Source organism: Methanobrevibacter sp. UBA412 (assembly GCA_002495685.1).
Taxonomy (GTDB): Archaea; Methanobacteriota; Methanobacteria; order Methanobacteriales; family Methanobacteriaceae; genus Methanobrevibacter_A; species Methanobrevibacter_A acididurans.
The window spans coordinates 25,947-48,276 of the sequence record DAGJ01000021.1 but is presented as its reverse complement, the minus strand read 5'-3'; the positions used below and the strand labels follow the sequence as shown (position 1 = coordinate 48,276).

Annotated in this window: 16 protein-coding genes; 4 read left to right on the top strand and 12 right to left on the bottom strand. The window is 31.5% G+C overall.

Annotation, left to right across the window (positions count from 1 at the left end; translation table 11 throughout):
* Window positions 1–299: 299 nt before the first annotated feature.
* From mfnA to BP997_RS05640, 5 genes are all read right to left on the bottom strand, one after another.
* On the bottom strand, window positions 300–1,466 hold the full coding sequence (gene mfnA / locus BP997_RS05660) for a tyrosine decarboxylase MfnA (RefSeq protein WP_413826235.1): 1,167 nt from the start codon (window positions 1,464–1,466) through the stop codon (window positions 300–302).
* A gap of 193 nt (window positions 1,467–1,659) precedes the next feature.
* Window positions 1,660–3,936: a phosphoenolpyruvate synthase gene (gene ppsA, locus BP997_RS05655; RefSeq protein WP_409198484.1), complete on the bottom strand. Its 2,277-nt coding sequence runs from the start codon at window positions 3,934–3,936 to the stop codon at window positions 1,660–1,662.
* A gap of 281 nt (window positions 3,937–4,217) precedes the next feature.
* Window positions 4,218–4,700: a 50S ribosomal protein L16 gene (gene rplJ, locus BP997_RS05650; RefSeq protein ID WP_409198483.1), complete on the bottom strand. Its 483-nt coding sequence runs from the start codon at window positions 4,698–4,700 to the stop codon at window positions 4,218–4,220.
* A 397-nt stretch (window positions 4,701–5,097) separates the two neighbouring features.
* A complete protein-coding gene (locus BP997_RS05645) occupies window positions 5,098–6,048 on the bottom strand; it encodes an ARPP-1 family domain-containing protein (RefSeq protein ID WP_413829017.1) in 951 nt (316 codons plus the stop codon).
* Between the two features lie 29 nt (window positions 6,049–6,077).
* Window positions 6,078–6,434, bottom strand: a complete 357-nt coding sequence (locus BP997_RS05640) for an HIRAN domain-containing protein (protein WP_413827402.1) — start codon at window positions 6,432–6,434, stop codon at window positions 6,078–6,080.
* Window positions 6,435–6,637: 203 nt separating this feature from the next.
* Between BP997_RS05640 and BP997_RS05635 the strand changes: the two genes are divergently transcribed.
* The 3 genes from BP997_RS05635 (at window position 6,638) to BP997_RS05625 (ending at window position 10,316) form a co-directional block, all read left to right on the top strand.
* Complete coding sequence (locus BP997_RS05635; RefSeq protein ID WP_413829015.1) at window positions 6,638–6,880, top strand: KEOPS complex subunit Pcc1; 243 nt, start codon at window positions 6,638–6,640, stop codon at window positions 6,878–6,880.
* A 31-nt stretch (window positions 6,881–6,911) separates the two neighbouring features.
* Window positions 6,912–8,468 carry a serine--tRNA ligase gene (gene serS / locus BP997_RS05630; protein ID WP_413829013.1) on the top strand — a complete coding sequence of 519 codons (1,557 nt, stop codon included), beginning with the start codon at window positions 6,912–6,914 and terminating at the stop codon, window positions 8,466–8,468.
* A 432-nt stretch (window positions 8,469–8,900) separates the two neighbouring features.
* Window positions 8,901–10,316, top strand: a complete 1,416-nt coding sequence (locus tag BP997_RS05625) for a B-box zinc finger protein (protein WP_413829011.1) — start codon at window positions 8,901–8,903, stop codon at window positions 10,314–10,316.
* A gap of 94 nt (window positions 10,317–10,410) precedes the next feature.
* Here the strand turns inward: BP997_RS05625 and BP997_RS05620 are convergent, their stop codons facing one another.
* Window positions 10,411–11,160 (bottom strand): peptidylprolyl isomerase, encoded by a 750-nt coding sequence (locus BP997_RS05620; protein WP_413829009.1) that lies wholly within the window; start codon window positions 11,158–11,160, stop codon window positions 10,411–10,413.
* Entirely contained in the window at window positions 11,151–12,281 is a 1,131-nt protein-coding gene (locus BP997_RS05615; protein ID WP_413829007.1) for a nucleotidyltransferase family protein, read from the bottom strand. The genes BP997_RS05620 and BP997_RS05615 overlap by 10 nt, the downstream gene beginning before the upstream one ends.
* Before the next feature lie 87 nt (window positions 12,282–12,368).
* Between BP997_RS05615 and pyrC the strand changes: the two genes are divergently transcribed.
* Window positions 12,369–13,688 (top strand): dihydroorotase, encoded by a 1,320-nt coding sequence (pyrC, locus tag BP997_RS05610; protein WP_413829005.1) that lies wholly within the window; start codon window positions 12,369–12,371, stop codon window positions 13,686–13,688.
* Window positions 13,689–14,011: 323 nt separating this feature from the next.
* Here pyrC and BP997_RS05605 read toward each other — a convergent pair whose 3' ends face one another.
* The 5 genes from BP997_RS05605 to BP997_RS05585 all read right to left on the bottom strand — a co-directional run bounded on the left by BP997_RS05605 (window position 14,012) and on the right by BP997_RS05585 (window position 21,997).
* On the bottom strand, window positions 14,012–17,086 hold the full coding sequence (locus tag BP997_RS05605) for a beta strand repeat-containing protein (protein WP_413829003.1): 3,075 nt from the start codon (window positions 17,084–17,086) through the stop codon (window positions 14,012–14,014).
* A 632-nt stretch (window positions 17,087–17,718) separates the two neighbouring features.
* The gene (locus BP997_RS05600; protein ID WP_413829001.1) at window positions 17,719–18,954 is read right to left on the bottom strand and encodes a 4Fe-4S binding protein; all 1,236 of its coding nucleotides are present in this window, start codon (window positions 18,952–18,954) and stop codon (window positions 17,719–17,721) included.
* 230 nt (window positions 18,955–19,184) lie between these two features.
* On the bottom strand, window positions 19,185–20,609 hold the full coding sequence (locus tag BP997_RS05595; protein WP_413824343.1) for a Ni/Fe hydrogenase subunit alpha: 1,425 nt from the start codon (window positions 20,607–20,609) through the stop codon (window positions 19,185–19,187).
* Between the two features lie 2 nt (window positions 20,610–20,611).
* Window positions 20,612–21,541 carry a F420-nonreducing hydrogenase gene (locus tag BP997_RS05590; RefSeq protein ID WP_409198470.1) on the bottom strand — a complete coding sequence of 310 codons (930 nt, stop codon included), beginning with the start codon at window positions 21,539–21,541 and terminating at the stop codon, window positions 20,612–20,614.
* 30 nt (window positions 21,542–21,571) lie between these two features.
* Window positions 21,572–21,997 carry a hydrogenase iron-sulfur subunit gene (locus tag BP997_RS05585; protein ID WP_409198469.1) on the bottom strand — a complete coding sequence of 142 codons (426 nt, stop codon included), beginning with the start codon at window positions 21,995–21,997 and terminating at the stop codon, window positions 21,572–21,574.
* Between the last annotated feature and the right edge of the window lie 333 nt (window positions 21,998–22,330).

Sequence of the window (22,330 nt, the reverse complement as noted above, 5' to 3'; positions counted from 1 at the left end):
TTAATATTTCTCTTTTTTGATAAATTTGGGGAAAATTAGAAATTAATTTATTTGCAGGTAGATATATTGTTAAAAGTGGATTATACTGGTAATGATTTATATAAATATGCAAATGATGTATCATGTATTATTATTGTAAAAGTTAAAGTATAAAATACTGTGACTTTATTTAGATAAGAAAAATATTTTTATTTTTTAAAGTATTGAAATTTTCCTGTTTTTTAAGGTAAAAAAAGAATTAATATAAATTGTTTAATACTTAATTAAACAAGTAGTTAACAATGTAAGTATGATAATTTTTAAAGATTATTTTTAATATCCTTAAGGTCATCTAGTAAATCTAGAATATTTTCATGCTTAATGTGTCTCATCACTATAATTCTTACAGCTTCTGGACATTTACTCATAGAAACTCTCCAATCTCTTTTTTCAAGTTCATCAGCTAAATCCTCAGTACTTAACTTTGGATGGTTAAAACCTATAATATTAAGTTTAGGTTCCATAACCAAGTCATAACCTAAATATTTAAGACCTTTAGCTAGAAAATCAGTATTATCCATACATTCCTCTGCTAATTTAGCATAACCTTCACGACCAAGATATTTCATTAAAGCAAAAATAGCAGCACTACTAGCTCCCAGTCGGGTTCCAACAATTGTTGATTGTTGTTTATAAGTTAAATATGGAGTATCAACTGCCATTGCATCTAAACATTTATTATCCTTAAATAGTATGCAACCTGCAGGTATTGGTGCAAGCCCCATTTTATGTGGATCCACGGTCATGGAATCAACACCTGGTAGGGTGAAATCAAAATCTGGGAAATTGTATCCTAAATCTTTAAGGAATGGTATTACAAATCCTCCAAATGCTGCATCAACATGTAAGTGAATATTTTTATCAATACTAATATCTGATAATTCTTGGATTGGATCTATTACTCCAAGTTCTGTTGAACCTGCAACTCCCACTATTGCAACAGTATTCTTGTTTATATTGTCTTGTACAAAATCAGTAGAAGTTCTGTAATCTTTATCTAATGGTGCGTGGATTACTTTTAATCCTAGCATGTCTTGTGCTTTTTTAAATGAGAAATGTGCTGATTCTGGTACGATTATTTCCCCATTTTTTATTCCTTTTTCATTGATTGCAAGATTTCTAGCCCCTCTCATTGCCATGAGATTTGCTTCAGTTCCACCTGTTACAATGTTTCCATAGACTTCAGGGTTTCCGAGAAATGATCCTATTGTTTTTATTGCTTCATCTTCTATATGTTTGGTTCCTTGAAAGAGTCCAGCATCTCCAAGGTTACTGTCTAAAAATTTTATAAAAACTTCTTTAGCAAATGGATGTGCTTGTGTGCACATTGAACCCAATATCCTTCCTGATTCGTATTTGTAATCTTGGTTTTGGTATTCTTGTAGTTCTTTTAGGATTTCTGATTTTGCTATTGGTTTTGTATTCATATAAATTCCCTTATTTTTAATTTTATTATTAATTATAAATTTTTATGGAAATATGATTAAAAAAAAAAGTTTTAAAATAGAATAAAAATTTAATTTAATGTTTATTATTGTTTAAAAGAATATTAAAAAAAGAGGGGATTATAAAAAAAAGATGAAAATGTATTTTTCTTTTTTTGATAATCCAATGTTTTTTCTATTGTTGTTTTCTTGCAGCATCAAGTATTAATTTTTGTTCTGCACGTGCTACTGTTTTACGCACTTCTAATATTGCATCAGAGTTTGCAGATACACTTGTAATACCCATTCCAACAAGTTTTTCAACAATGTGAGGTACACTTCCTGCTTGACCACAGATACTGCAGGTTACACCATTTTCAACACATGTTCTGATTGTGCGTTCTACTAATGCCATTACTGCAGGGTGTTCTTCACTATAATTTTTAGCAACAAATTCATTGTTACGGTCTACTGCAAGTGTATATTGGGTTAAATCGTTAGTTCCTAAACTCACGAAGTCTAATCCAACATCAATGAAGTCTTGTATGAGGATTGCTGCTGCTGGTATTTCTACCATCATTCCGAATTCAATGTCTTTGTGTGGGGTTAATCCTACTTCTTCACAGATTTTCTTTGCTTTTCTAAGTTCATCAGGATGTTGTGCTAATGGAATCATTACTCCAATATTTGTGTATCCTTGATCATGTAACTTTTTAATTGCCTTGAATTCTGCACGAAGTATGCCGTCTTGGTCAAGTTCTCTTCTGATTCCTCTCCAACCAAGCATTGGGTTTGGTTCATCAGGTTCGTTTTCTCCACCGTCAAGTGTTTTGAATTCATCAGTTGGGGAATCTAATGTACGGTACCATACTGGTTTTGGATAGAATACATCTACTACTTTGAGAATGTTTTCAACTAATATGTTTACTAGTTCATCTTCTCTGTCTTCTTCTAAGAATTTTACAGGGTGGACTCCAGCAGCTAACATCATGTGCTCTGTACGGAGTAATCCTACTCCATCTGCTCCAGTTGCGAATGCTCTTGGTGCAGCTTCAGGCATACTGACGTTTGCTTTTACTTGTGTTACGGTTATGATTGGAGCTTCTTGTGCAAGGGTTGCTGGTGTTTCTGTTTTTTCTTCGGCTTGTTTTTGGATTCCTTCATAAATGAATCCTTTTTTACCATCTACAGTTACATCAATGTTTTCTTTAATTGCACTAGTTCCGTCTCCAGTTCCCACTACACATGGTATTCCAAGTTCACGGGAGATGATTGCAGCGTGACAGGTTACTCCTCCTTCATCAGTTACGATTGCATTAGCTCTTTTCATTGCTGGAACCATATCTGGTGTGGTCATTGTTGTAACCATTATGTCTCCGTCTTGGATTTTGTCGAGTTCTTGGATTTTTTTAATTATTTTCACTGTTCCAGAACCTGTACCTGGACTTGCACCTAATCCTTTTTTAATTACTTTCATGTCTTCAACTTCATTAGTTTCAGGCTTTGGAGTGTCATCTCCAAGTGTAGTGATTGGTCTAGATTGTAACATGAATAAATTACCATTTTCCATTGCCCATTCAGTATCTTGTGGTTTTCCGTAATGTGCTTGTATACGTTTTCCCATTGCAACTAAATTAAGTAATTCATCATCTGGTAAGACTCTTAGGTTTTGTTTGTCTTTTGGTACAGTGGTTTCTTTACTGGTTCCTTCATCGTCTTTTGTGAACATGTATCTTTTTTCACTGACTTTGACTGATAAGATTTTATCTGTGTCTTTATCTACAGTGTAAGTATCAGGTGTTACTGTTCCAGAAACTACTGCTTCACCTAATCCCCAGGATCCTTCTATTAATGCAATATTTTCTCCTGTGGATGGGTTTACAGTGAACATTACTCCTGCTTTTTCAGAGTTAACCATTTGTTGAACTACAACTGCAATTAATACTCTGGAATGGTCGAAGTCGTTTTCTTCACGATAAAAGATTGCTCTTGCTTCAAATAAGCTTGCCCAACATTTACGAACATATTCAATTACTTGTTCTGTTCCTTTAACATGAAGGAAAGTATCTTGTTGTCCTGCAAATGATGCATCAGGTAAATCTTCTGCTGTTGCAGATGATCTTATTGCTACATCTGCATCATCAACACCTACTCTTTGTGATAAGGCATTGTATGCTTCTATTATAAGAGTGGTTATGTCTTCTGGTATTGGAGTGTCAATGATTATTTGTTTTATTTCTTCTGCAGCTTCTTGAAGTTCTTTAGTTTTGTTAATATCGATTGTGTCAAGTATATCCATTACAGATTGGAATATTCCAGTAGATTCCATGAATTTTTGGTAGGTTTCTGCTGTTATTACAAATCCTGGTGGTACAGGGATGCCTGCTTGAGTTAATTCTCCAAGATTTGCTCCTTTTCCCCCAGCTATTCCAATGTCGTCTTTGCTAATATTTTCAAATCTTTCAACATACATTTTTTCAAATTTCCTCTAATATTTTTTTTACAATATTTTTTTAAAAATATAATATAAATTTTCCATAAAAATTTTTTTAAATAGAATTTAATGATTAATCCATTATTTTTTTAGGTTTTATTGAATTTTATTTTATTTTTGAGGGTTAATTTTTTTTTGGAATTAACTTTTAAATCTTTTTTTTATTAATCAAATATTAACATTAATTATTTTTATTTTTTGTTTTTATAATAAAAAAAGGAAAATATTTATAGAAAAAATTTTCTTTCTTTTTATTATATTTATTTAATTAATTCTGCGCCTTTATCTACAGTGATTTTACATGCAACTGGAAGTTTCATTGATGCACGTTTAAGTGCGAGTTTTGCATCGTTAAAGTTTTTAGGATTAATATCAATAGTGATAACTTTTTGATTTTTACTGCATAAAGCTTCTACACTAACTGCTTTTCCGAATGCGTTTCTCATACCACTTTGTACACGATCTGCTCCAGCTCCTGTAGCCATAGGATTAATACGTACAATATTATGTGGGTAAGTTCTGATTTTCAAATGGTATCCGAATCTTCCTGCCTTTCTCATCATTAATCTGTTAGAAGCAATTCTTGCAGCTTCTAAAGCATTATGACTAATTCTGATAGGTCTTTTAACTGATAAAGATACAGCTACTGGGAATTCATCTGTTAAGCTTCCCATGTCATATTGAACAATTCTTGAATTTGGGGTTTTTCTAATATATTCTTTTCTTGAGTAAGCACGAACCATTAATAGTTCCTCCATAAATAATAAATTTAAAAATTTTTCTATCAAACAATCCAAATTATAAATTATGGTTTGATATATAATAAAAATAAACAAGCCCCTTTAAAACTTAATTTTAAGATTATATAGGAGGTTTATTTAAATAAAATTTTAAGATTAAATAAAAATTATTTTTTTTGTATCTAAAATTTAATGTTATTTTATATAATTTAAGATAGAATACGATTATTTATTTTAATCAACATTAATAAATGTTATGTTGAAAAAAGTTCATCTTGAAAAAAAATATTTCTTATTTACATAAAAAATTAAAAATGAGTTTAAAAATAAAAATTCATTTACATTAAGTTATTTTGTAATTTCTATTATATAATAATATAATATAAAAATAAAATTATTTTTAAATTGAAATTGGTGTTAATTTATTAAAGAACACTGCATGGATTAATTCATTTTTATAAATTAATGCAGAACCCATTGAATCTGTGTTATCTAAACGGGAATCTTCTCCACAACCTGCTGATTTGAAGGTTTCATATTTAGAAGAGGAAATATTATCCCGGAAGTCTTCAGCTAAATTATAAGCATAATCCTCATTTCCTGGATTACTGGTTTTAGACTCTTGTAAGGCATCAACTATATAACTTTTAATTATTCTTTCATGAAACTCTTTATATAAATGGTTATTATATAATAATTCTAATCCTTTAACTTCATTGTTTATAAGAATTATACTACCATTCTGTTTACGAGTGTAGGGGAAACTTTCATAGTACTCATTTAATGTTTCTGCTTTAGATGTGTAAACATCTTTTAATGCACTAGTCTTGGATTTTATATTTAAATTGTTTTGAGTTTGATTAATCACATCCCAAATTAGGCCCTGATTTGATTTATATGCTCCTTCTTTTTTAAGTGAAACATTAACAGTTTCTGTCCGGGCACCCCTAAGATTTGACGGGGCATAATTTGTGGAATCATTAAAATTATTAGTTTGATACTCCCACCTATTAGCTTCAACACAACTTACTGGTATTAAAGTTTCAAGATGTGGTGGGATTAAAAGACTAGTATTTGCAATACGATCCTGTTTAGCACCTATAAGCACTTCACCTTCAAGTATAAGTAAAGGTGTTACTGCATTATTCTCCACTTTAATAGTATCCACAACCCCTCCAGGGTTTTCCTCATTTAACTCTACTAAACCCATACGTAAACCCTTTTTAAGGGTTAAAAAATCAAAATCATTAAGATTACTAGTTTTAAATCCTAAAACTGTAATGTTTTCATAGTTTTGCACTGGTAAAAATTCAATACTACTTAAACTATCTTTTATTGCATTAACACTCATTAAAAAAACCCCCCTCAAATTTAATTTTTTTAGATTTTATTTACATCTGAATTTTCATCAGATTTTTCCTGTTCTAATTCCTCTTGAGATAATACTTGAGCTATTATAGAATCCTTAAATATAAATCGTACTTTAGCATAATCTGGATTCATAATTTTATCATAAATCCTACCTGCACTCATTGCTCCTTTAGCTACAGTTTTAGGACTATTTGCAACAAATCCTACTTGACCAGCATAACGCATTAGAACTTTAATAGCTTCACCATCATGAAGATTTTCAGGATCCTTTACTAATTTTAAAATACTACCAACCTGGAAAGGTTTCACTCCATGAAAAAAACTAGTACCATTAACTGTTATAAACATTTCACTAAAATCAACCATTCTAAAAAGCACTCCCCTCTTTATCTTATATTATGATTTTTATTTTAATTGTATGATTATTATACATTTACTAATATATTAAAATTTTGTGAATTATAAATATATACTTGAATACATAAAATTAATAAGTAGAATATAAAATGAATTTATTTTATATTTTTTTATATTAAATAGTTGAAAAAAAAATAAAGGATTCTTTTACTGTGAAGATTAAAGCAGATATAAAAATAGAATATAAAAAAAGTGAAGATGCAGAAATATCTTATCAATCGTTGAAAGTAGATGACGATGAAGGGTACTGTAAATCAACTATTACAGATAATATTATAAATTATAAAATTACAAGTGAAAATTTAGGCAGTTTCTTAAATACCACAGATGATTTAATAGCATCTGAGATACTTGTTGAGAAAATACTTGAAAAATCACAGTTAAATACAAATTAAAAAAAAATTTTAAGGGAGAATGTGGAAGAAAATGAAATTCACACTCAAAGGAGAAATTACCTTTAGTAAAAATGCAACAGAAGCTAAAGAGGATATTCAAAGCTTCATAGATGATGCGAATAAAGAATTATTACTCCGTGGTTTAGGAAATGAAACCATAGAAGCAGGAGCACAAATTACAGATTGGAATATTACAGGTGATAAATTAAACTTAACCATTAAATCTGGTCATAAAATACGTGCACATGACGGATTATTACGTTTAAAAAATCCATTAAGTAAAATTGTTGGTAAAAAATATCATTTAGGCGTACGTGACATGCACATAGACACCTATGAAATAAGCATACCAAATGATGAATATAGTTTTAATAAGGATGCAGCTTTAAAATTCGAACAAATCCAAGACATTAAAGAAGAAGATAACCTTGTATGTTTCACAATTAAAGATATTAATGAATCTGAAATTAAAAAACAAACCATTAATCGTATTATAAAACAAGTAGCTACTAAAGAAGAGTTAACTGATGAAAATGGAGAACAATTAGATTTAACCTACAAAATGAACAGTACTCCAGGTGAAATCGTTTACAGAAGTGATAAATTCGAAACACACCCTGTAGATGATGTAACCGAAGAAGCATTAAAACTTGGATGGGTTAAACAATTCCCTGGAAAAGGACAATGGTTCTACGGACCAAAAATGACTGCACTTGAGCGAGCAATAGAAAGCATCCTCGTGGAAAAAGTACTAGATAAACTTGACTTCCAAGAATGCTTATTCCCAAAACTCATACCATTCGAAGTATTAGATAAAATGAAATACTTAGAAGGCCTACCAGAAGGAATGTACTATGTAAGTGCACCAAAAAGAGACCCAGAAGCATTTGATAAATTCAAACAAGAATTAATCATTAACCATGAAATACCAATAGACCTCCTAAAAGATGGCCTAAAAGACCCAGGATATGTTAATGCTGCAGCACAATGCGAACCATTCTATGAATTCCTCTCACACGAAGTAGTAGATGAAAAAGACTTACCAATAAAATGTTTCGATAAAAGTGGATGGACCTACAGATGGGAAGGTGGAGGTGCAAAAGGCCTAGACCGTGTACATGAATTCCAACGAGTAGAAGCAGTATGGTGCGGAACCCCAGAACAAGTAGATGAAGTAAGAGACCAAACACTACTCTTATCCCAAGACTTAGCAAGTGAATTAGAACTTGAATGGTACACCGAAGTAGGAGATGATCCATTCTACCTTGAAGGACGAAAAGTTGAAAACCGTGGAATAGAATTCCCAGACGTACCAAAATATGAAATGAGACTAGTAGTACCAAACCGTGACAAAGGAGTTGCAGTAGTAAGTGCAAACAATCATGGAACACACTTCGTAGAAGGATTCAGTATACAAGAAGCACACCAACACAACATCTGGACAGGTTGTACAGGTTTCGGCCTAACACGTTGGTTATTCGGATTCCTTGCACAAAAAGGATTCGATAAAGAAAACTGGCCAAAAATGGTACTTGACCGCCTAAAAGATGCAAAAACACCTAAAGTTTTAACCTGGCCAAAACAATAAAATCAGAACTTAATTATGTAAGGATGAAACTTTAATCCTTACTAAATACTTTTTTTTAACTAATTTTTTAATTATAAAATAATTTGAATATGTTTTTTTCTATTTTTTAAAATTTTTTATTTAAAATTAGTAATTCATTGGCTAAATGGATTTTTTATAGTTAAAATTATTTTTTCAGTAAATTATTATTAATTAATTGTTCTATTAGTATTAATTTTAGGGTGTAATGCTTAGTATAAAACAAACTTTAATAAAGAGTTTTGTTAAAGATATATAACATTAATAAAATTAATATTAGTTATTTATGAATTAAATAAAAAATTTTTTAAACCCCTCATTTATTTTAATAAAAAAAAAATAAGATACTTATAAAAAAGGGATAAAACATTATTTTATCAGGAAATAAATGGTTTGTTGGAGTGTTAGATTTAAATGAATTGTGAAAATCATCCAGATAGAGAAGCAGTAGCCAATTGTGCAGTTTGTGGTAAACCAATATGTGAAGAGTGCCTTATAAAAATTGCTGGAAATACTTATTGTAAAGATTGTATTAATGAACTGGTCACTGAAAGTATAGTTGAAAAAGCTATGGAGAATAAGAAACCGGAACCTAATATTGGTACTGGTGAAGTTGAAAGAAAACCTGCAAGTCAAAGTGAAATTAGTACTGGTGAAGTTGAACCAGAATTAGAGGACGAGGCAGCTGAAGATGGGGATTATGACTTTGAAAACCAATTCGAAGAAGAGTCAGAAGAAGTTAGTGTTTCTAATGATACTGGTAAGCATAAGTTCCGTTCAGCAGCTAAGATTTCCAGTATGCTTGAAGAAGAAGGTTTAACTGAAGAGTCCACTTCATATTTAAATGAAAAAGAAGAAGCTGAAGTAGTAAGTGATGATATTTATAAGGTACCTGAACCTGAAATGAAGGAACCTGCAGTCTTCGAGGAAGCAGAACCTGTAAGTGAGGGTGATGGTCCTGATGAAGAATTAGAAGCTAAGTATGAGAAGTATTTAGAAGATCTTTATTATGATGAACCTGATAAAAGTGAAGAAACTATTAGTGAGGAAGTTAAATCTGATAAACCTTTATCTCTTCAAGATCAATTAGCAATGGATGAAGCTGAAAATGGTCCTTTAACACGTAAACCTTTCATTAAAAGAGAAGAACCAGAAATTGAAGAAGATGAAGAGGAAGAAGTAGAGGAAACTGTTACTAGTAGTATTGAGGATAGTTTTAATGATGGGACTTATACTAGTAGTTTAAGTGAAAGTGATGATGAAGATATTATTGTTCCTGTCCATATGCAAAACAATAATGATGATGATGGTTTAAGTTATGAGGAGATTCGTGAACGTATTATTAAAGAGGAAGGTCATTTAAATAGTGAACCGGATACTGGTCGTGTTCAAAGTGCTTATGCTAATCAGCAATCTGAGTATGAGGATGAAATGCGTGAAGCAGATGCTTATAATACTAGTAGTAGTACTGGAGGTTATGATAAAGGATTATTCCATCATAGTGGAGAAGTTCTAAATAATCTACCTGAAGAGGATGTTGAGCCTCAACAGTATTATGAGGATGAAGCAGATTATTATGTTCATAATGAGGAATTAAATAGTAATGTTCAAAATATTCATAGTCATCGTGAAAAAGGTGATGATGAGAATGAGGGTAAGTTTAGTATTGGTGAAATTATTTTAACTATTATTTTAATTGTTTTAATTCTTATAGTGGTTAGTTATGTGATTTACTTATTTACTTTAAGTGGGGATTATCCTACATATATTGATGCAGTTAGTGTATTGTTTAGTGATCCAATTCAACTTATAGGTAATATTTTTAATTAAAATCTTTTCTTCTATTTTTATTTTTTTTATAAGAGAAATGTTAACAATTGTTAATATTTAGGGGTTAAAAAAAAATTAAGAAAAGTGAGAGGAATTATTCTTCACTTTCAGTATTTTCCTCGGTTTCTTCAGATTCTTCTTCTGCTCTTTTTTCGAATTCATCAACAAATTGAACCTTATCATATGGCATGTTTTCATATAAATCTTTACTAATTCGGTATCTAGCAAAGGTTATATCCATATAAGTTTTTTGATCGAAATGAGTGATTTCATCTAACTTGATTTTAATAGTGTCCCCGTCAAATTCAACTTCAGTCTTGTCAAGATCCATATTAGGATAAGCATAGTGAAGATTAATCATACTTTTAACTTTTTCAGTATCATCATCAATAACATCAGAGATGGTTAAATCATAATCTAAAGTTTTACCTGCAAGTTCATGGTTAAAATCTACTTTAACTCTTCCACCATTTACAGTTAAGATTTTACCAGTTTGTCCTTCAGCTGTAATTTTCATTCCAGGATATGGTGTCATACCTTGTTTTTTAAATTCTTTCATTGGGATGAGTTGAACTAAACTACTGTCACGATGACCGAAACCATTTTCAGGGTCAACTGTTACTTTCTTATTATCCCCTACTTCCATACCAAGCACTGCTTCATCTATTGCTGGGAGTAAATGTTTTCCACCAACAACTATTGGTATTGGTCCATAATTTTTATCCTTATTATATATTCCTGCTTCTTCAGCTACATCTTGATTAGTAGTATCAAATACATCACCGGTTTCTTCTACTTTTCCAGTGAATTCTATTTTAACAAAGTCACCATTTTCTATCGCCATAATTTAATTCTCCTATTATCGTTAATTATTTTATTTTTAAAATCTTCTAAAACGTGTTCATTTTTATAATTTAGTACACGTATGTTAAAAGGATAAGTTTCAATATAATTAGATATTATATCATTATTTACTTTTGTCTCAAGTATACTTAAAACCCTATGTTTATAATGAGTACTAAAACCATAAGGAATAATATTTAAAACTTCCTCTAGATTAGTAAACGGCTCTTCTTCCCTGTGAAGTATAATATTTTTGGTTAATTCTGGTGTGAAAAAGTTTAATTTAGATAATTCCCCATAAGATAAAGAGTTAACATTTTTAAGGATTTCCTCTGTGTTTCTTATATTATGTAATGGTGCATGATTATTTTCTATTTCACGTTTTAAAATTCTTAAAGTCTCACTTGGTACCATGTCTTTAATAGAATCTAATTCGTTACTAACTATGGCTTCCCGTATTCGTGTACCACTAACCCCTTCAATACGGGGAACAAATATGAATTTATCCTTAAAATCAAATCCAATCTTATTCAAACTTTTACTAAATGAACAAATAACATAATTATCCTCAGCTAACTTACCCTTAAAAACAGTCTCATGAAGGGTTGTGTCAACTATTTTATAAGGTTTAGGAACAACTGCATGACCCATACTTATACGCTTAAGAATATCAGAAAATTCTGGTGAAGGATTATAACCCCTTGGAATGTAGTCAGTGTTTAGGGCTTGAAACATTTTACATAAACAGAGACTGTATTGACCAGAACCCATAATACCCATAGGTGGCCCTTCAACTACAATATCCGCACCAACATTCACAGCAATCTCAGCTCTAACCTCACGAGGTAAAATGTAGGGTAGGCCTCGTCCACTTCGCTCAAAAAGTCCAGGGACAACTGCAACAAACAAACCATCAGGAACATGTTCTTTTGCAGTTTTCATACAATGATAATGACCATTATGTAAAGGTGAATACTCAGTAAAATCAGCAATTAAAGGAACACCACCACTAGAGGGTGTTTTGTTTTTCACTAAATTCCGGTTTTGAGAATCCCTGTAATCTTTTTTAAAAATCTTCTTATCACGTTTTAAAATATTTTCCACATAAACTTCACTTACCATAATATTAATTATTTATAAATCTTATAAATAATAAAATTAATTACACTATAATAGAAATTTATTGTGTGGGAGGATTGGATTTATTTTATGTTATTTGATACAGTACTCAGAAATGTGAAAATAGTAAACATGAAAGGTGAATATAATATAGGAATAAATGAGGGAAAGATAAGTAAAATAAGTAAACTTAAATTAGAAGGGGAAAAACTAATAAACCCCGGGGAAAGTGAGGTGGTGCTTCCAGGTTTAATAGATCCTCATGTACACTTCCGTGACCCAGGTTTAACTTATAAGGAAGATTTTCATACTGGTAGTATGAGTGCTGCAAATGGAGGATTCACTACTGTAATTGATATGCCAAATACTAAACCCTTAACTAATACTTATAAAAATTTCAGTGAAAAAATAAAAATAGGGGAAAAGAAAAGTATAGTGAACTTTGGTTTAAACTCTGGATTTAATACTTATGAGGAAATGTGTAAGATAGCAGAATTAAAACCAACTAGTTTTAAAATATTCATGGACCTTGAAAGTGATTCTAGTTTAAATGAAAAGTTTAGGGATTTAAGAAGATTAAACACTGAACTGGGTACTAGTTTTTTAGTTTCTTGTCACTGTGAAAACCGTTTTATAGTACATGAAAACACTTACTATCAAAAAAGTAAAAGGGAAAATCAGAGTATTGATTATAGTTATGCTCGACCCTCAGAGGCAGAAATTGTAAGTATAAAACAAGTCCTAGATTTAATCAGAAAGTATGATTTAAAAGCACACATCTGTCATTTGAGCACAGTTAAAGGATTAAAGGAAGTATTAAAAAGTCCGTGTGATGTAAGTTATGAGTTTACACCTCACCACATATATCTGGATAATACTTATTTTAATAGTTTAGGAAATATGGTAAAAACCAACCCACCACTTCGAAGTGTTAATGATAAAATTGGATTAAAAAACATTAACCCTGAGTGTATAATAGGAACAGATCATGCACCACACACAATAAATGAAAAAAACTTGGGAGTGTGGGATAGTAAACCAGGAATAGGTAACCTCGAATGTGTACTACCATTACTTTTAACTGAGGTAAATAAGGGTAGCTTAAGTTTAGAATTACTAGCTAAAATTATGAGTGAAAATCCTGCAAAAAGATTCCACCTTGAAAATAAGGGAGAAATACTTGAAGGATACGATGCAGATTTAACTATAGTAAATCTTAAAGAAAGTGGAGTAATAAATCCTGAAACTTTTTATAGTAAAGCTAAATATTCACCATTTAAAAATTGGACCTACACTGGAAAACCCACAATGACAATAGTAAATGGAGAAGTAATAATGGAAAAAGGTGAAATACTAAAAAGAGATATAGATAAGACAGGTGAAAAAATTAATAAATACGTGCACAGTTAAGTAAAACCTAGTAAAGCCTTAATTATTTTTATAGTTAAGGTTTTAAATAATATTTTAATTAAATGTTTTTTTAATTATTTTAATAGTTTCTTTTTTTTAAAAATTTAGTATAAGATTTTTTTATTCCTTTATTAAATAAATTAATGTGTGAGTGTGTAAACATGTACACTGTAAATATTTTATAAATAAAATTTCACCTGTAAAAGTTTTAAGAATTTAAAAAAATAAAAAATAGGATTTTAAGAAAGGAGAGAAAATTCCTCCTAACTTAAAATTTTTTTATATAAATTTTGTTTATTTTGTGTTTAAAACTATACTAAACTTTAAGCAGTTACAGTAATACTACCAGTTTGATTATTGGAAGGTTGGTAAGTACTGTCCCCTTCAAAGTAACATTTGAAGGTGTAATCACCAGCGAATAATTCAATAGGTAATTGTACTTCTCCAGCAGAGTCAGTAGTTCTCCAATAAAGTTTACTTTGACCAGCAGCATTAGATAATACCATACCTATCTTTTGACCAATAATAGGAGTACCATCAGTAGTTTTTAAAGTTCCAGTGAAGTTTAAAGCTTGACCATACTTTTCAGTGAAATTACTGAATGCTAATACAGTAGCAGTACGGTTATCTACAGGTTCGGTTCCGTTAGTAACGGTAATAGTACCGTTTGCAGGACCACTAGGTAAATAATAAGTTTTATTATCAGCAGTTGTGAAACCAGCGAAACTTGCACTAGCTGTGTAAGATCCAACGAATAAATTAATTTGTAATTGGTATTCACCATTAGTATCAGTAGTTACCCAATAAATTTTACTAGCACCATTAGCAGGGTTAGTAAGATTAAGAGCAATATGTTGACCAACAATAGGATTACCATTAGCATCAGTTAATTTACCAGTTAAGTTTAAACCTTCACCATAAGCTTCAGTGAAATTAGTATTAATAGTTAAATTAGTAGTAACATTACCAACTACAGGAGTAGGTGCAGTACCGTTTACAGTAACAGTAACATTTTTAGTTGCAACACTAGATAATTCAGTTACAGAAGTATAATTAATTTCTGCAGTGTAAACACCATTAGCATAATTACCGAATGCAACTGTGAAAGTTCCATCAGCAGCAACATTACCAGTTACAGTAGCAATAGTATTATTCTTAGCATCTTTAAGGCTTACTTTTACAGTACCTTCAGTAGCGTTAACAATAGTACCAGTAATGGTAATAGGAGTTGCATTATTAGTAGAAACATTATTAGATATGATATCACTAGTTAATTGTTTAGTGTTAATAGTTACAGTTACATTTTTACTAGTTACATTATTATCAACTACAAAAGTAACTTTATTTGCACCAAGAGTTAAACCTTTTAAGGTATTAGCATCAACAACAACTTTACCTTCAACCATATTAATAGTACCAGCAAGTTCATTACCAACGTAATATTTTACAGTACCAGTATAATTAACAAGATCTTTAGTACTATTAGTTAAATTAAGAGTGAAAGTCTTATTAACACTGTTTATAGTTACACCATTAATAGTTGTAGCATTAGTGTTAAGATTACCAATATTTTTACCAACAACAGTTAATTTTGCAGTAGCATTAAATGGTAAGTAAGTATCGTCACCAGCATAAACTATAGTAACATTATAAACTCCAGCACTTTTACTTAAAGCACCGAAATCAATACTAGCTTTACCATCTTTAATAGCAACATTACCTAAAGATTCATTACCAAGGAATACTTCAACAGTAGTATTCATAACTTTATCAGAAGTAATGTTTAAGTAAGTATCATTACCAGTAGTACCGAAATCATATTTTAAATCAGGATTTTCAACTGTAATGGTATTACGTTGTTTAACAACAATGTTCACAGTAGTGTTACTAGGAAGATAATTATCAGCAGCAAAATTAATTACAACATAATAACTACCATCAGCTAAACCCTTAAATTGGTTTGCATTAATAGTATTAGTAGCTGCTTTATCAGCAGTATTGAAAGTTACACTTTTTAATGGTGTACCGTCTGCTTTATAAAGAACAGCAGTCCAAGAACCAGAAACATCAGTTTTACCAGTAGTAGTGTTAGAAACTAATTTAATGAAAGTAGAATCATCCACAGCTAAAGCATCACCAGTAGTGTAAATAGTATCATTACCTTTAATATTAGTAGCAACCTTATTAACAGTTAAAAGATTAACATCAGAAGCATTAATATCATAATTAGTTTTAGTACCAGTTACAGTAATATAGTAAACACCAGCAGGTAAAGTATTTTTAGTTGCACCAGTGTAAACATCAGTTCCATCTGTAGAAGGGCTTAAAGTAACAGTATCCTCTTTACCAGTTGCTTGGTTAATTAAATTAGCAGTTAACTTTTCTGCAACATTCATTAATTTACCATTAGCATCTACAATAGTAGCGTTAATAGTAATAACATCACCAAAGTTAATATTAGTATCATTTAATACAACATTAACTTTACCATTCTTATTAGTAACATTTAAATTTGCACTAGCAGTAGCTATATTAGGAGTAGTACCGTAAGTGAAAGTTAAAGTATAATTTTTATCTTGAACAGTTAAAGGATCACCAGTATTAAGATCACCAGTTGTTAAATATTTAGTCCAAGTATCACTAGTTATAGTGAATTTCCCATTTGCATCAGTTTGAATATTACCAGTAGCAGTTTTAGCTGAATCAGCATTATCTGTAATTGTAACCTCTACATTATCAACTATTGGCTTACCATTTGCATCAGTTAAAGTTCCACTGAAACTCCAAGAATCATTATAATTAATAGTACTTGCATTATTATCTAAAACAATACTAGATTCAGTGTAAGTAAATGGAACATATTTATCTACAGCAGTAGCTAAATAATTAAAGGTATAAGCTCCAGTAGTTCCAGCATAACTAGCAGTATATTGTGGAGCTGTTACTTTAAGGTAATATGTTTGTCCATTAACTAATTTATTATTAGTATCAGCAATAGTACCAGTTATAGTATATTCACCAGCATCAGTTAATACACCATCAGTAGTTCCAGTTGTTTGAGTAAAAGTAGATCCACTATCAACTACAACATAAGCATCATTAGCATCTTTAGTATAAATACCAGTACCAGCTGTTACTTGAGTACCAGCATCTTTATCAAATTTAGTAGCATTATTAGTTTCATCAGTTGTACTGTTAGCAGCTGCATCATTAACTGTTACAGTACCAGTTATAGTACCAGCAGCATTAACATTGGAAGCATTACCAGTTACAATACCATCACCAGGAGTACCAGTACCCTCAACATCAACAGCTGCTGAAACTGCACCGACAGCTATAATCATAACTGCTGCAAGGACTAAAAATAATGATAATGTTTTAATGTTTTTTGAAAACATTTTATTTTTCACCTCAAAATTTTTGAGTTTAATTATAGTATCAAAAAAGTTTTATTTTAAATTTTTTTTGATCTATTTTTTCATTCGTCTGTCTAAATATATTTTTTTTATTCTTTTTCATATGAAAGAAAATAATAGTAAAACCCATATAATAAAAATAGAAGAAAAAGTTTTCCCCCCATTTTTCATATTTGGGATTACATCATCCCCATATAAACATTTTTAACATGAAGTATTCTTTTAAATAACAATAGTTTATTTTGTCCTTTAAAAATTTTCGTACAATTATTATTATGGTGGGAATATGAGTAGGTGTAAGAGTGTTAGTTATTTTTTAACATCAAATTAAACCTTTCATTTTTGTTTTAATTTATTAAAACAATCCAAAACCTAATAAGATTTTTTTAAAGGGTTGTTAAAAAAATACCATGTTAATATAACCTTATTGTAATTATACAATAAATACTTTACTATATAATTCTCACAGTATAAAAGTAAAAAAAATAGGATTAATATACAGAAAAATTTTAATTATCTAATTAAATTAAGTAAAAAAAGAGTTAAAATTTTTTTATAAGAAAAAAGGGGGAAATAAGAGTAATTTCTCCCCTTTTAAGTCTTATAAGAAGTGTTTATTTTAGTGATAGTGCTTCTTCTTTGCATCTTTCGATACAGTTTTCACAGAGTGTGCAGAATCCTGCTACAGGTAAGTTTGGTTTACTTGTTTCATGTAACATGTCATATGGACATGCACTTATGCAGTCTCCACATTGATCACATTTACTTGCATTGAAGTTTATACGGTTACGTGTAACTGTTACACCGTCTATGATTTTATCTACTTCTGCAAGTTGTAGTGCATCGTTTGGACATACTGCTGCGCATGCTCCGCATCTTGCACACATGTTAAAGGATGGTTCTCCCATGTCACGTTTTTTGGATGGTAATTCCATTCCACGTTTAGTGACTACACGTATTGCTTCTGTTGGACATTTAAGTGCGCAGGATCCATCAAAGATACATTTTTCAGTATCACGGACTAATCCTTCTTCGTTGGCTTGTGTTGCTTGTCCCCAAGTCACATCTAATTCGATTGCGTCGACTGGGCATAATTTTTCACATAATCCACATGCTGCACATGCTTTTGGTAATTTTATACTTAAATCTGCACCTTTAGCTTGTATGAAGTCTCCTGGACATGCATCTACACAAGTATTACATCCAATACAATCTGTATTGTTTAATGTGAAAGTGTTTATGGTTTTTCCACGTTTAGTTGGAATGTTTTCACTAATGTATACTGCATTCCATGGACATGTTTGTGAGCAGATTCCACATTTAATACAAGTATCTTCATCTATAGTGATTGGTTCACCATAACCAGATAAAGTAATTGCTTCTACTGGGCATTCACTTACACATGTTCCACATCCTACACAGTCTTCTATGTAGACTGCACCTTCAATATTTACTTCACGACTTGCTGGTTCTTTTATACCTGGCATACCGATTGCATCTACTGGACAAATATCAACACATTGTTGACACATTACACAGTATCCACCAAGTGGTAATTCCCCTTCCTCGTCTCCAAGTTTCATTATACTTTTAGGACATGCACTTATACATTCTCCACATTGGTCACATTTACTTGGATTGAAGTTTAATCTTACAACTGGATCTGCATCATCAGAAATGATAATGTCTCCAACAGTTAATGCACCATTAGGACACACATCAGCACATTTAGGTTCACTTTCACAAGTATCACAGTAAGTTACTGTTTCTTTAACTGCAATAGCACCTGAAGGACAAACTCCTTCACAAGCTCCACATTTGATGCAAGTATCTTGATTAACTGATATCATATTAGTTATTCTCCTAATTTAATTAATTAAATTTTTTTTCTTCAATTTTTATATTTTAATTTTTTTGTTTGAAAAAAAAATATTTTTTTTAATATAAAATAATTCTAAAAAAAAGGGATTATATAAAAAAATAATATGGGGGTTAAATAGTATTTTATTCCTCATAAAAAAATTTTTTTTTATAAAATTCTAATTTTTTTAGTATTATATTTTTTTTTGCATCAAATATTTTATATTTTCTTGACAAGGGTTCCTTCACTATCGTATACTTCAATAGTTGCAAGTCTCATTTGACCATCCATTGTGTGGGTTGCACAGGATAAACATGGGTCGTATGCACGGATAACCATTTCCATAAGGTTGAAGATTTTATCATCTACTTCAACACCAGGTTTAATGTAAGTTTTTGCGACTTGGTTTATTCCCATTTCCATTGCTGGATTGTTTTGGATAGTTGCTACTACGATGTTTGCTTTAGTTACAAGTCCATTGTCATCTGTTTTGTAGTGGTGGATTAATGTTCCACGAGGTGCTTCTACAATACCTGCACCTTCTCCTGCTACTTTTTCTTGTGGTTCCGGTACTTTTTCACCAGATAAGTCTTGATCTAATCCGTCAGCTGCACATTCTGCTGCTGCTAACATTTCGATGATTCTTGCCCAGTGGAAGAGTAATGGTTGTTGTGCGTATCCAAATTTTTCACGGAATTCTTCAAATGCAGCTTGAGCTAATGGTGCTTGGTCTGGCATTTTATCTGCAACGTTTAAACGAGATAATGGTGCTACACGGTAAATTCCTTCAGGGTATCCTAATTCTTTAATGTATGGGAATTTTAACCAACTGTAAGGTTTTACGTGTTCTGCAACAATGTCTTGGTATTCGAGGTTGTTGTATTCGTATTCGATTTTGGATCCGTCTTTGGATTTTATTCTAACATTTCCATCATATACATCCCATACACCATCTTTAACGAGTCCGCAGTGACGTGTGTCTCCGAAGTTTCCAAGGGTTTGTACAAGGTCTAATTTTTCAGCAAATACTGGTTTTGCAAGGTCAAGTGTTGCTTGTGCAAGTTCAACGTTTTCTTTTGCTTTTGCAAGTAAGTCTGCTTGTGTTTCATCGGAGAGTTCTGTGGTTATTCCACCTGGAATACTACTAGCTGGGTGAATTGGACGTCCACCTATTGCTCTTACAATATCTAAACCATTTCTTCTGATTTTGATTGCTTGTAATGCTACTTCTGGACTGTCTTTAATGATTTGGAATACGTTACGGGTTTGTCTTGTTCCGTTTGGTATTATTAAATCTGGTGCTGCGAGGAAGTAGAAGTGAAGAGCGTGGGAGTGCATGAATGATCCCCAGTTTTCAATTTCTCTCATCTTATAAGCAGTAGGGAGTATTTCGTCTCCGAATCCGAAGATTTGGTCTGCTGCTTTTGCTGCTGCTAAGTGGTGTTGTACATCACAAATACCACAGATACGTGGTACTATACGTGCTACTTCTTCTATTGGTCTTCCTTGTAAGAATTTTTCAAAACCACGGAATTCCATTACGTGTAATTTTGTGTCTTTTACGTTACCGTTTTCATCAAGGTCTACGGTTATTTTTGCGTGTCCTTCAATACGGGTTACTGGTTCCATTGTAAGTGTTGTCATATTTATTTGCCTCCTTTTTGCATTTTCATTGGTACTAATGCATCAGGTAAAGTGTAGGTGTAGAATGTTCCTACGATATCATCTAATTCGTTTGCTACTTCTTCTGGATCTACATCTTTATCTTCTGATACTCCGTAATCTGATGCGATAGCGGAAATCATTTTTGCTCCTGCATCTTTAACATTTGCAGTTGGTCCGTAACATCCACGGCATGGTACGTTTGCGTCTCCTGGGCATTCGGATCCACAGAGGGATACGGTTGCTGGTCCCATACATACGAGTCCTTGGGAGATTAAACATAAATCTTCTTCTGGTTTTCCAACTTCAAATTGTCTTTTGATGAAGTCCATTGCTAAACCTGCAGGTGGTTTTTCTCTTGGACATACTTCACAAAGGTTAGTTGTTGGTAATTCTATTGTTTCCCCATTTAATAATGTAATGATTGCTTGTGCAACTACATCGGATCTTGGTGGGCATCCTGGGATGGTTAAGTCCACATCAATACATTCGTGTAATGGTCTTACACGGGATTCAAGGTGTGGTACGCCTTCGCTTGGGATGATTCCTTCTGGGTTTACAGTACTGCAAGAGTTAATGTATGCTTCTTCTTCTAATTCTTCTACGGTGTGTAAGTTTCCAAGTCCTGGTATTCCACCGTATGCTGCACATGTTCCGTATGCAATTACAAAGTCTGCTTTTTCTCTTAACATTTCTGCTAATTCACGGTTTTCATTGTTTCTTATTCCACCTTCTACAATAAGTACATCTAAGTGTGGTACTTCATCATATTTGGTATCCATAAGTACTGGTGAAAATTTGAATTCTGCTAATTCTAATACATCAAGTAATGATTCGTGGAAATCAGCAATTGATAAGTGACAACCGGAACATCCTCCGAGCCACATGGTTCCTATTTGTGCTTTTTCAGCCATGTTATCATAATCCTCCAAATAATATTAAATTTATCCTTCTGCTTCGATTTCTTCTTTTAATGGGGATGGTCCGAGTTCTTTAATACGATTTACCATCATGGTTACAGTAGTTGCGAATTTTTCCCCTTCGGATGCACTGATCCAATCATGGTATACTCTTTCTTTTCCTATTCCAAGGTCTTCTACGAGTTTGTAAACTAATCTCATTCTTCTATCTAATTTGTAGTTTCCTGCATCGTAGTGGCAGTCTCCCATATGGCATCCTGCGATAAGTACTCCATCTGCACCTTCTCTGAATGCTTTAAGGATAAATTGTGGGTCTATTCTTCCGGAACACATTACTCGAATTACTCTTATATTCGGTGGGTATTGCATTCTAGCAGTACCTGCTGTGTCTGCTCCACCATAGGAGCACCAGTTACAACAAAACATTACTATTTTTACATCTTCGTCCATAGAGTTTTTCCTCCTCTAGAATATCTCAAATTTTTTTTTATATATATTTTTTTTACCTAAAAAAAGAAAAGTTCTTCTCTTTTTAAGGATTTATATTTTTTTTTTTTGCTTTTTATAAAAAGTTTTTTTTATGTAAAACTAATATTTTTTTAAATAAAAAAAAAGTCTTAATTTTTCTTATTTAATTTTTAGTTTTTATTGTACGTTAATGAGCTAGCTCAGCTTAACATCAATGTACTGTTAATATATTAAATAAGTATTAAATATAAATGTTACTTCGAAAAGTATTTCGAAAGCTTTAAATATCATATTAAGTTTTTTGTATGTATTAAT

Coding starts and splice junctions, on each gene's coding strand:
- BP997_RS05620 (WP_413829009.1), bottom strand. CDS start 11,160: ATGGCGATAGAAAATGGTGACTTTGTTAAAATAGAATTCACTGGAAAA.
- serS (WP_413829013.1), top strand. CDS start 6,912: ATGAAATTCACACTCAAAGGAGAAATTACCTTTAGTAAAAATGCAACA.
- ppsA (WP_409198484.1), bottom strand. CDS start 3,936: ATGTATGTTGAAAGATTTGAAAATATTAGCAAAGACGACATTGGAATA.
- BP997_RS05640 (WP_413827402.1), bottom strand. CDS start 6,434: ATGGTTGATTTTAGTGAAATGTTTATAACAGTTAATGGTACTAGTTTT.
- BP997_RS05605 (WP_413829003.1), bottom strand. CDS start 17,086: ATGTTTTCAAAAAACATTAAAACATTATCATTATTTTTAGTCCTTGCA.
- BP997_RS05625 (WP_413829011.1), top strand. CDS start 8,901: ATGAATTGTGAAAATCATCCAGATAGAGAAGCAGTAGCCAATTGTGCA.
- BP997_RS05615 (WP_413829007.1), bottom strand. CDS start 12,281: ATGGTAAGTGAAGTTTATGTGGAAAATATTTTAAAACGTGATAAGAAG.
- mfnA (WP_413826235.1), bottom strand. CDS start 1,466: ATGAATACAAAACCAATAGCAAAATCAGAAATCCTAAAAGAACTACAA.
- BP997_RS05600 (WP_413829001.1), bottom strand. CDS start 18,954: ATGATATCAGTTAATCAAGATACTTGCATCAAATGTGGAGCTTGTGAA.
- rplJ (WP_409198483.1), bottom strand. CDS start 4,700: ATGGTTCGTGCTTACTCAAGAAAAGAATATATTAGAAAAACCCCAAAT.
- BP997_RS05590 (WP_409198470.1), bottom strand. CDS start 21,541: ATGGCTGAAAAAGCACAAATAGGAACCATGTGGCTCGGAGGATGTTCC.
- BP997_RS05645 (WP_413829017.1), bottom strand. CDS start 6,048: ATGAGTGTTAATGCAATAAAAGATAGTTTAAGTAGTATTGAATTTTTA.
- BP997_RS05595 (WP_413824343.1), bottom strand. CDS start 20,609: ATGACAACACTTACAATGGAACCAGTAACCCGTATTGAAGGACACGCA.
- pyrC (WP_413829005.1), top strand. CDS start 12,369: ATGTTATTTGATACAGTACTCAGAAATGTGAAAATAGTAAACATGAAA.
- BP997_RS05585 (WP_409198469.1), bottom strand. CDS start 21,997: ATGGACGAAGATGTAAAAATAGTAATGTTTTGTTGTAACTGGTGCTCC.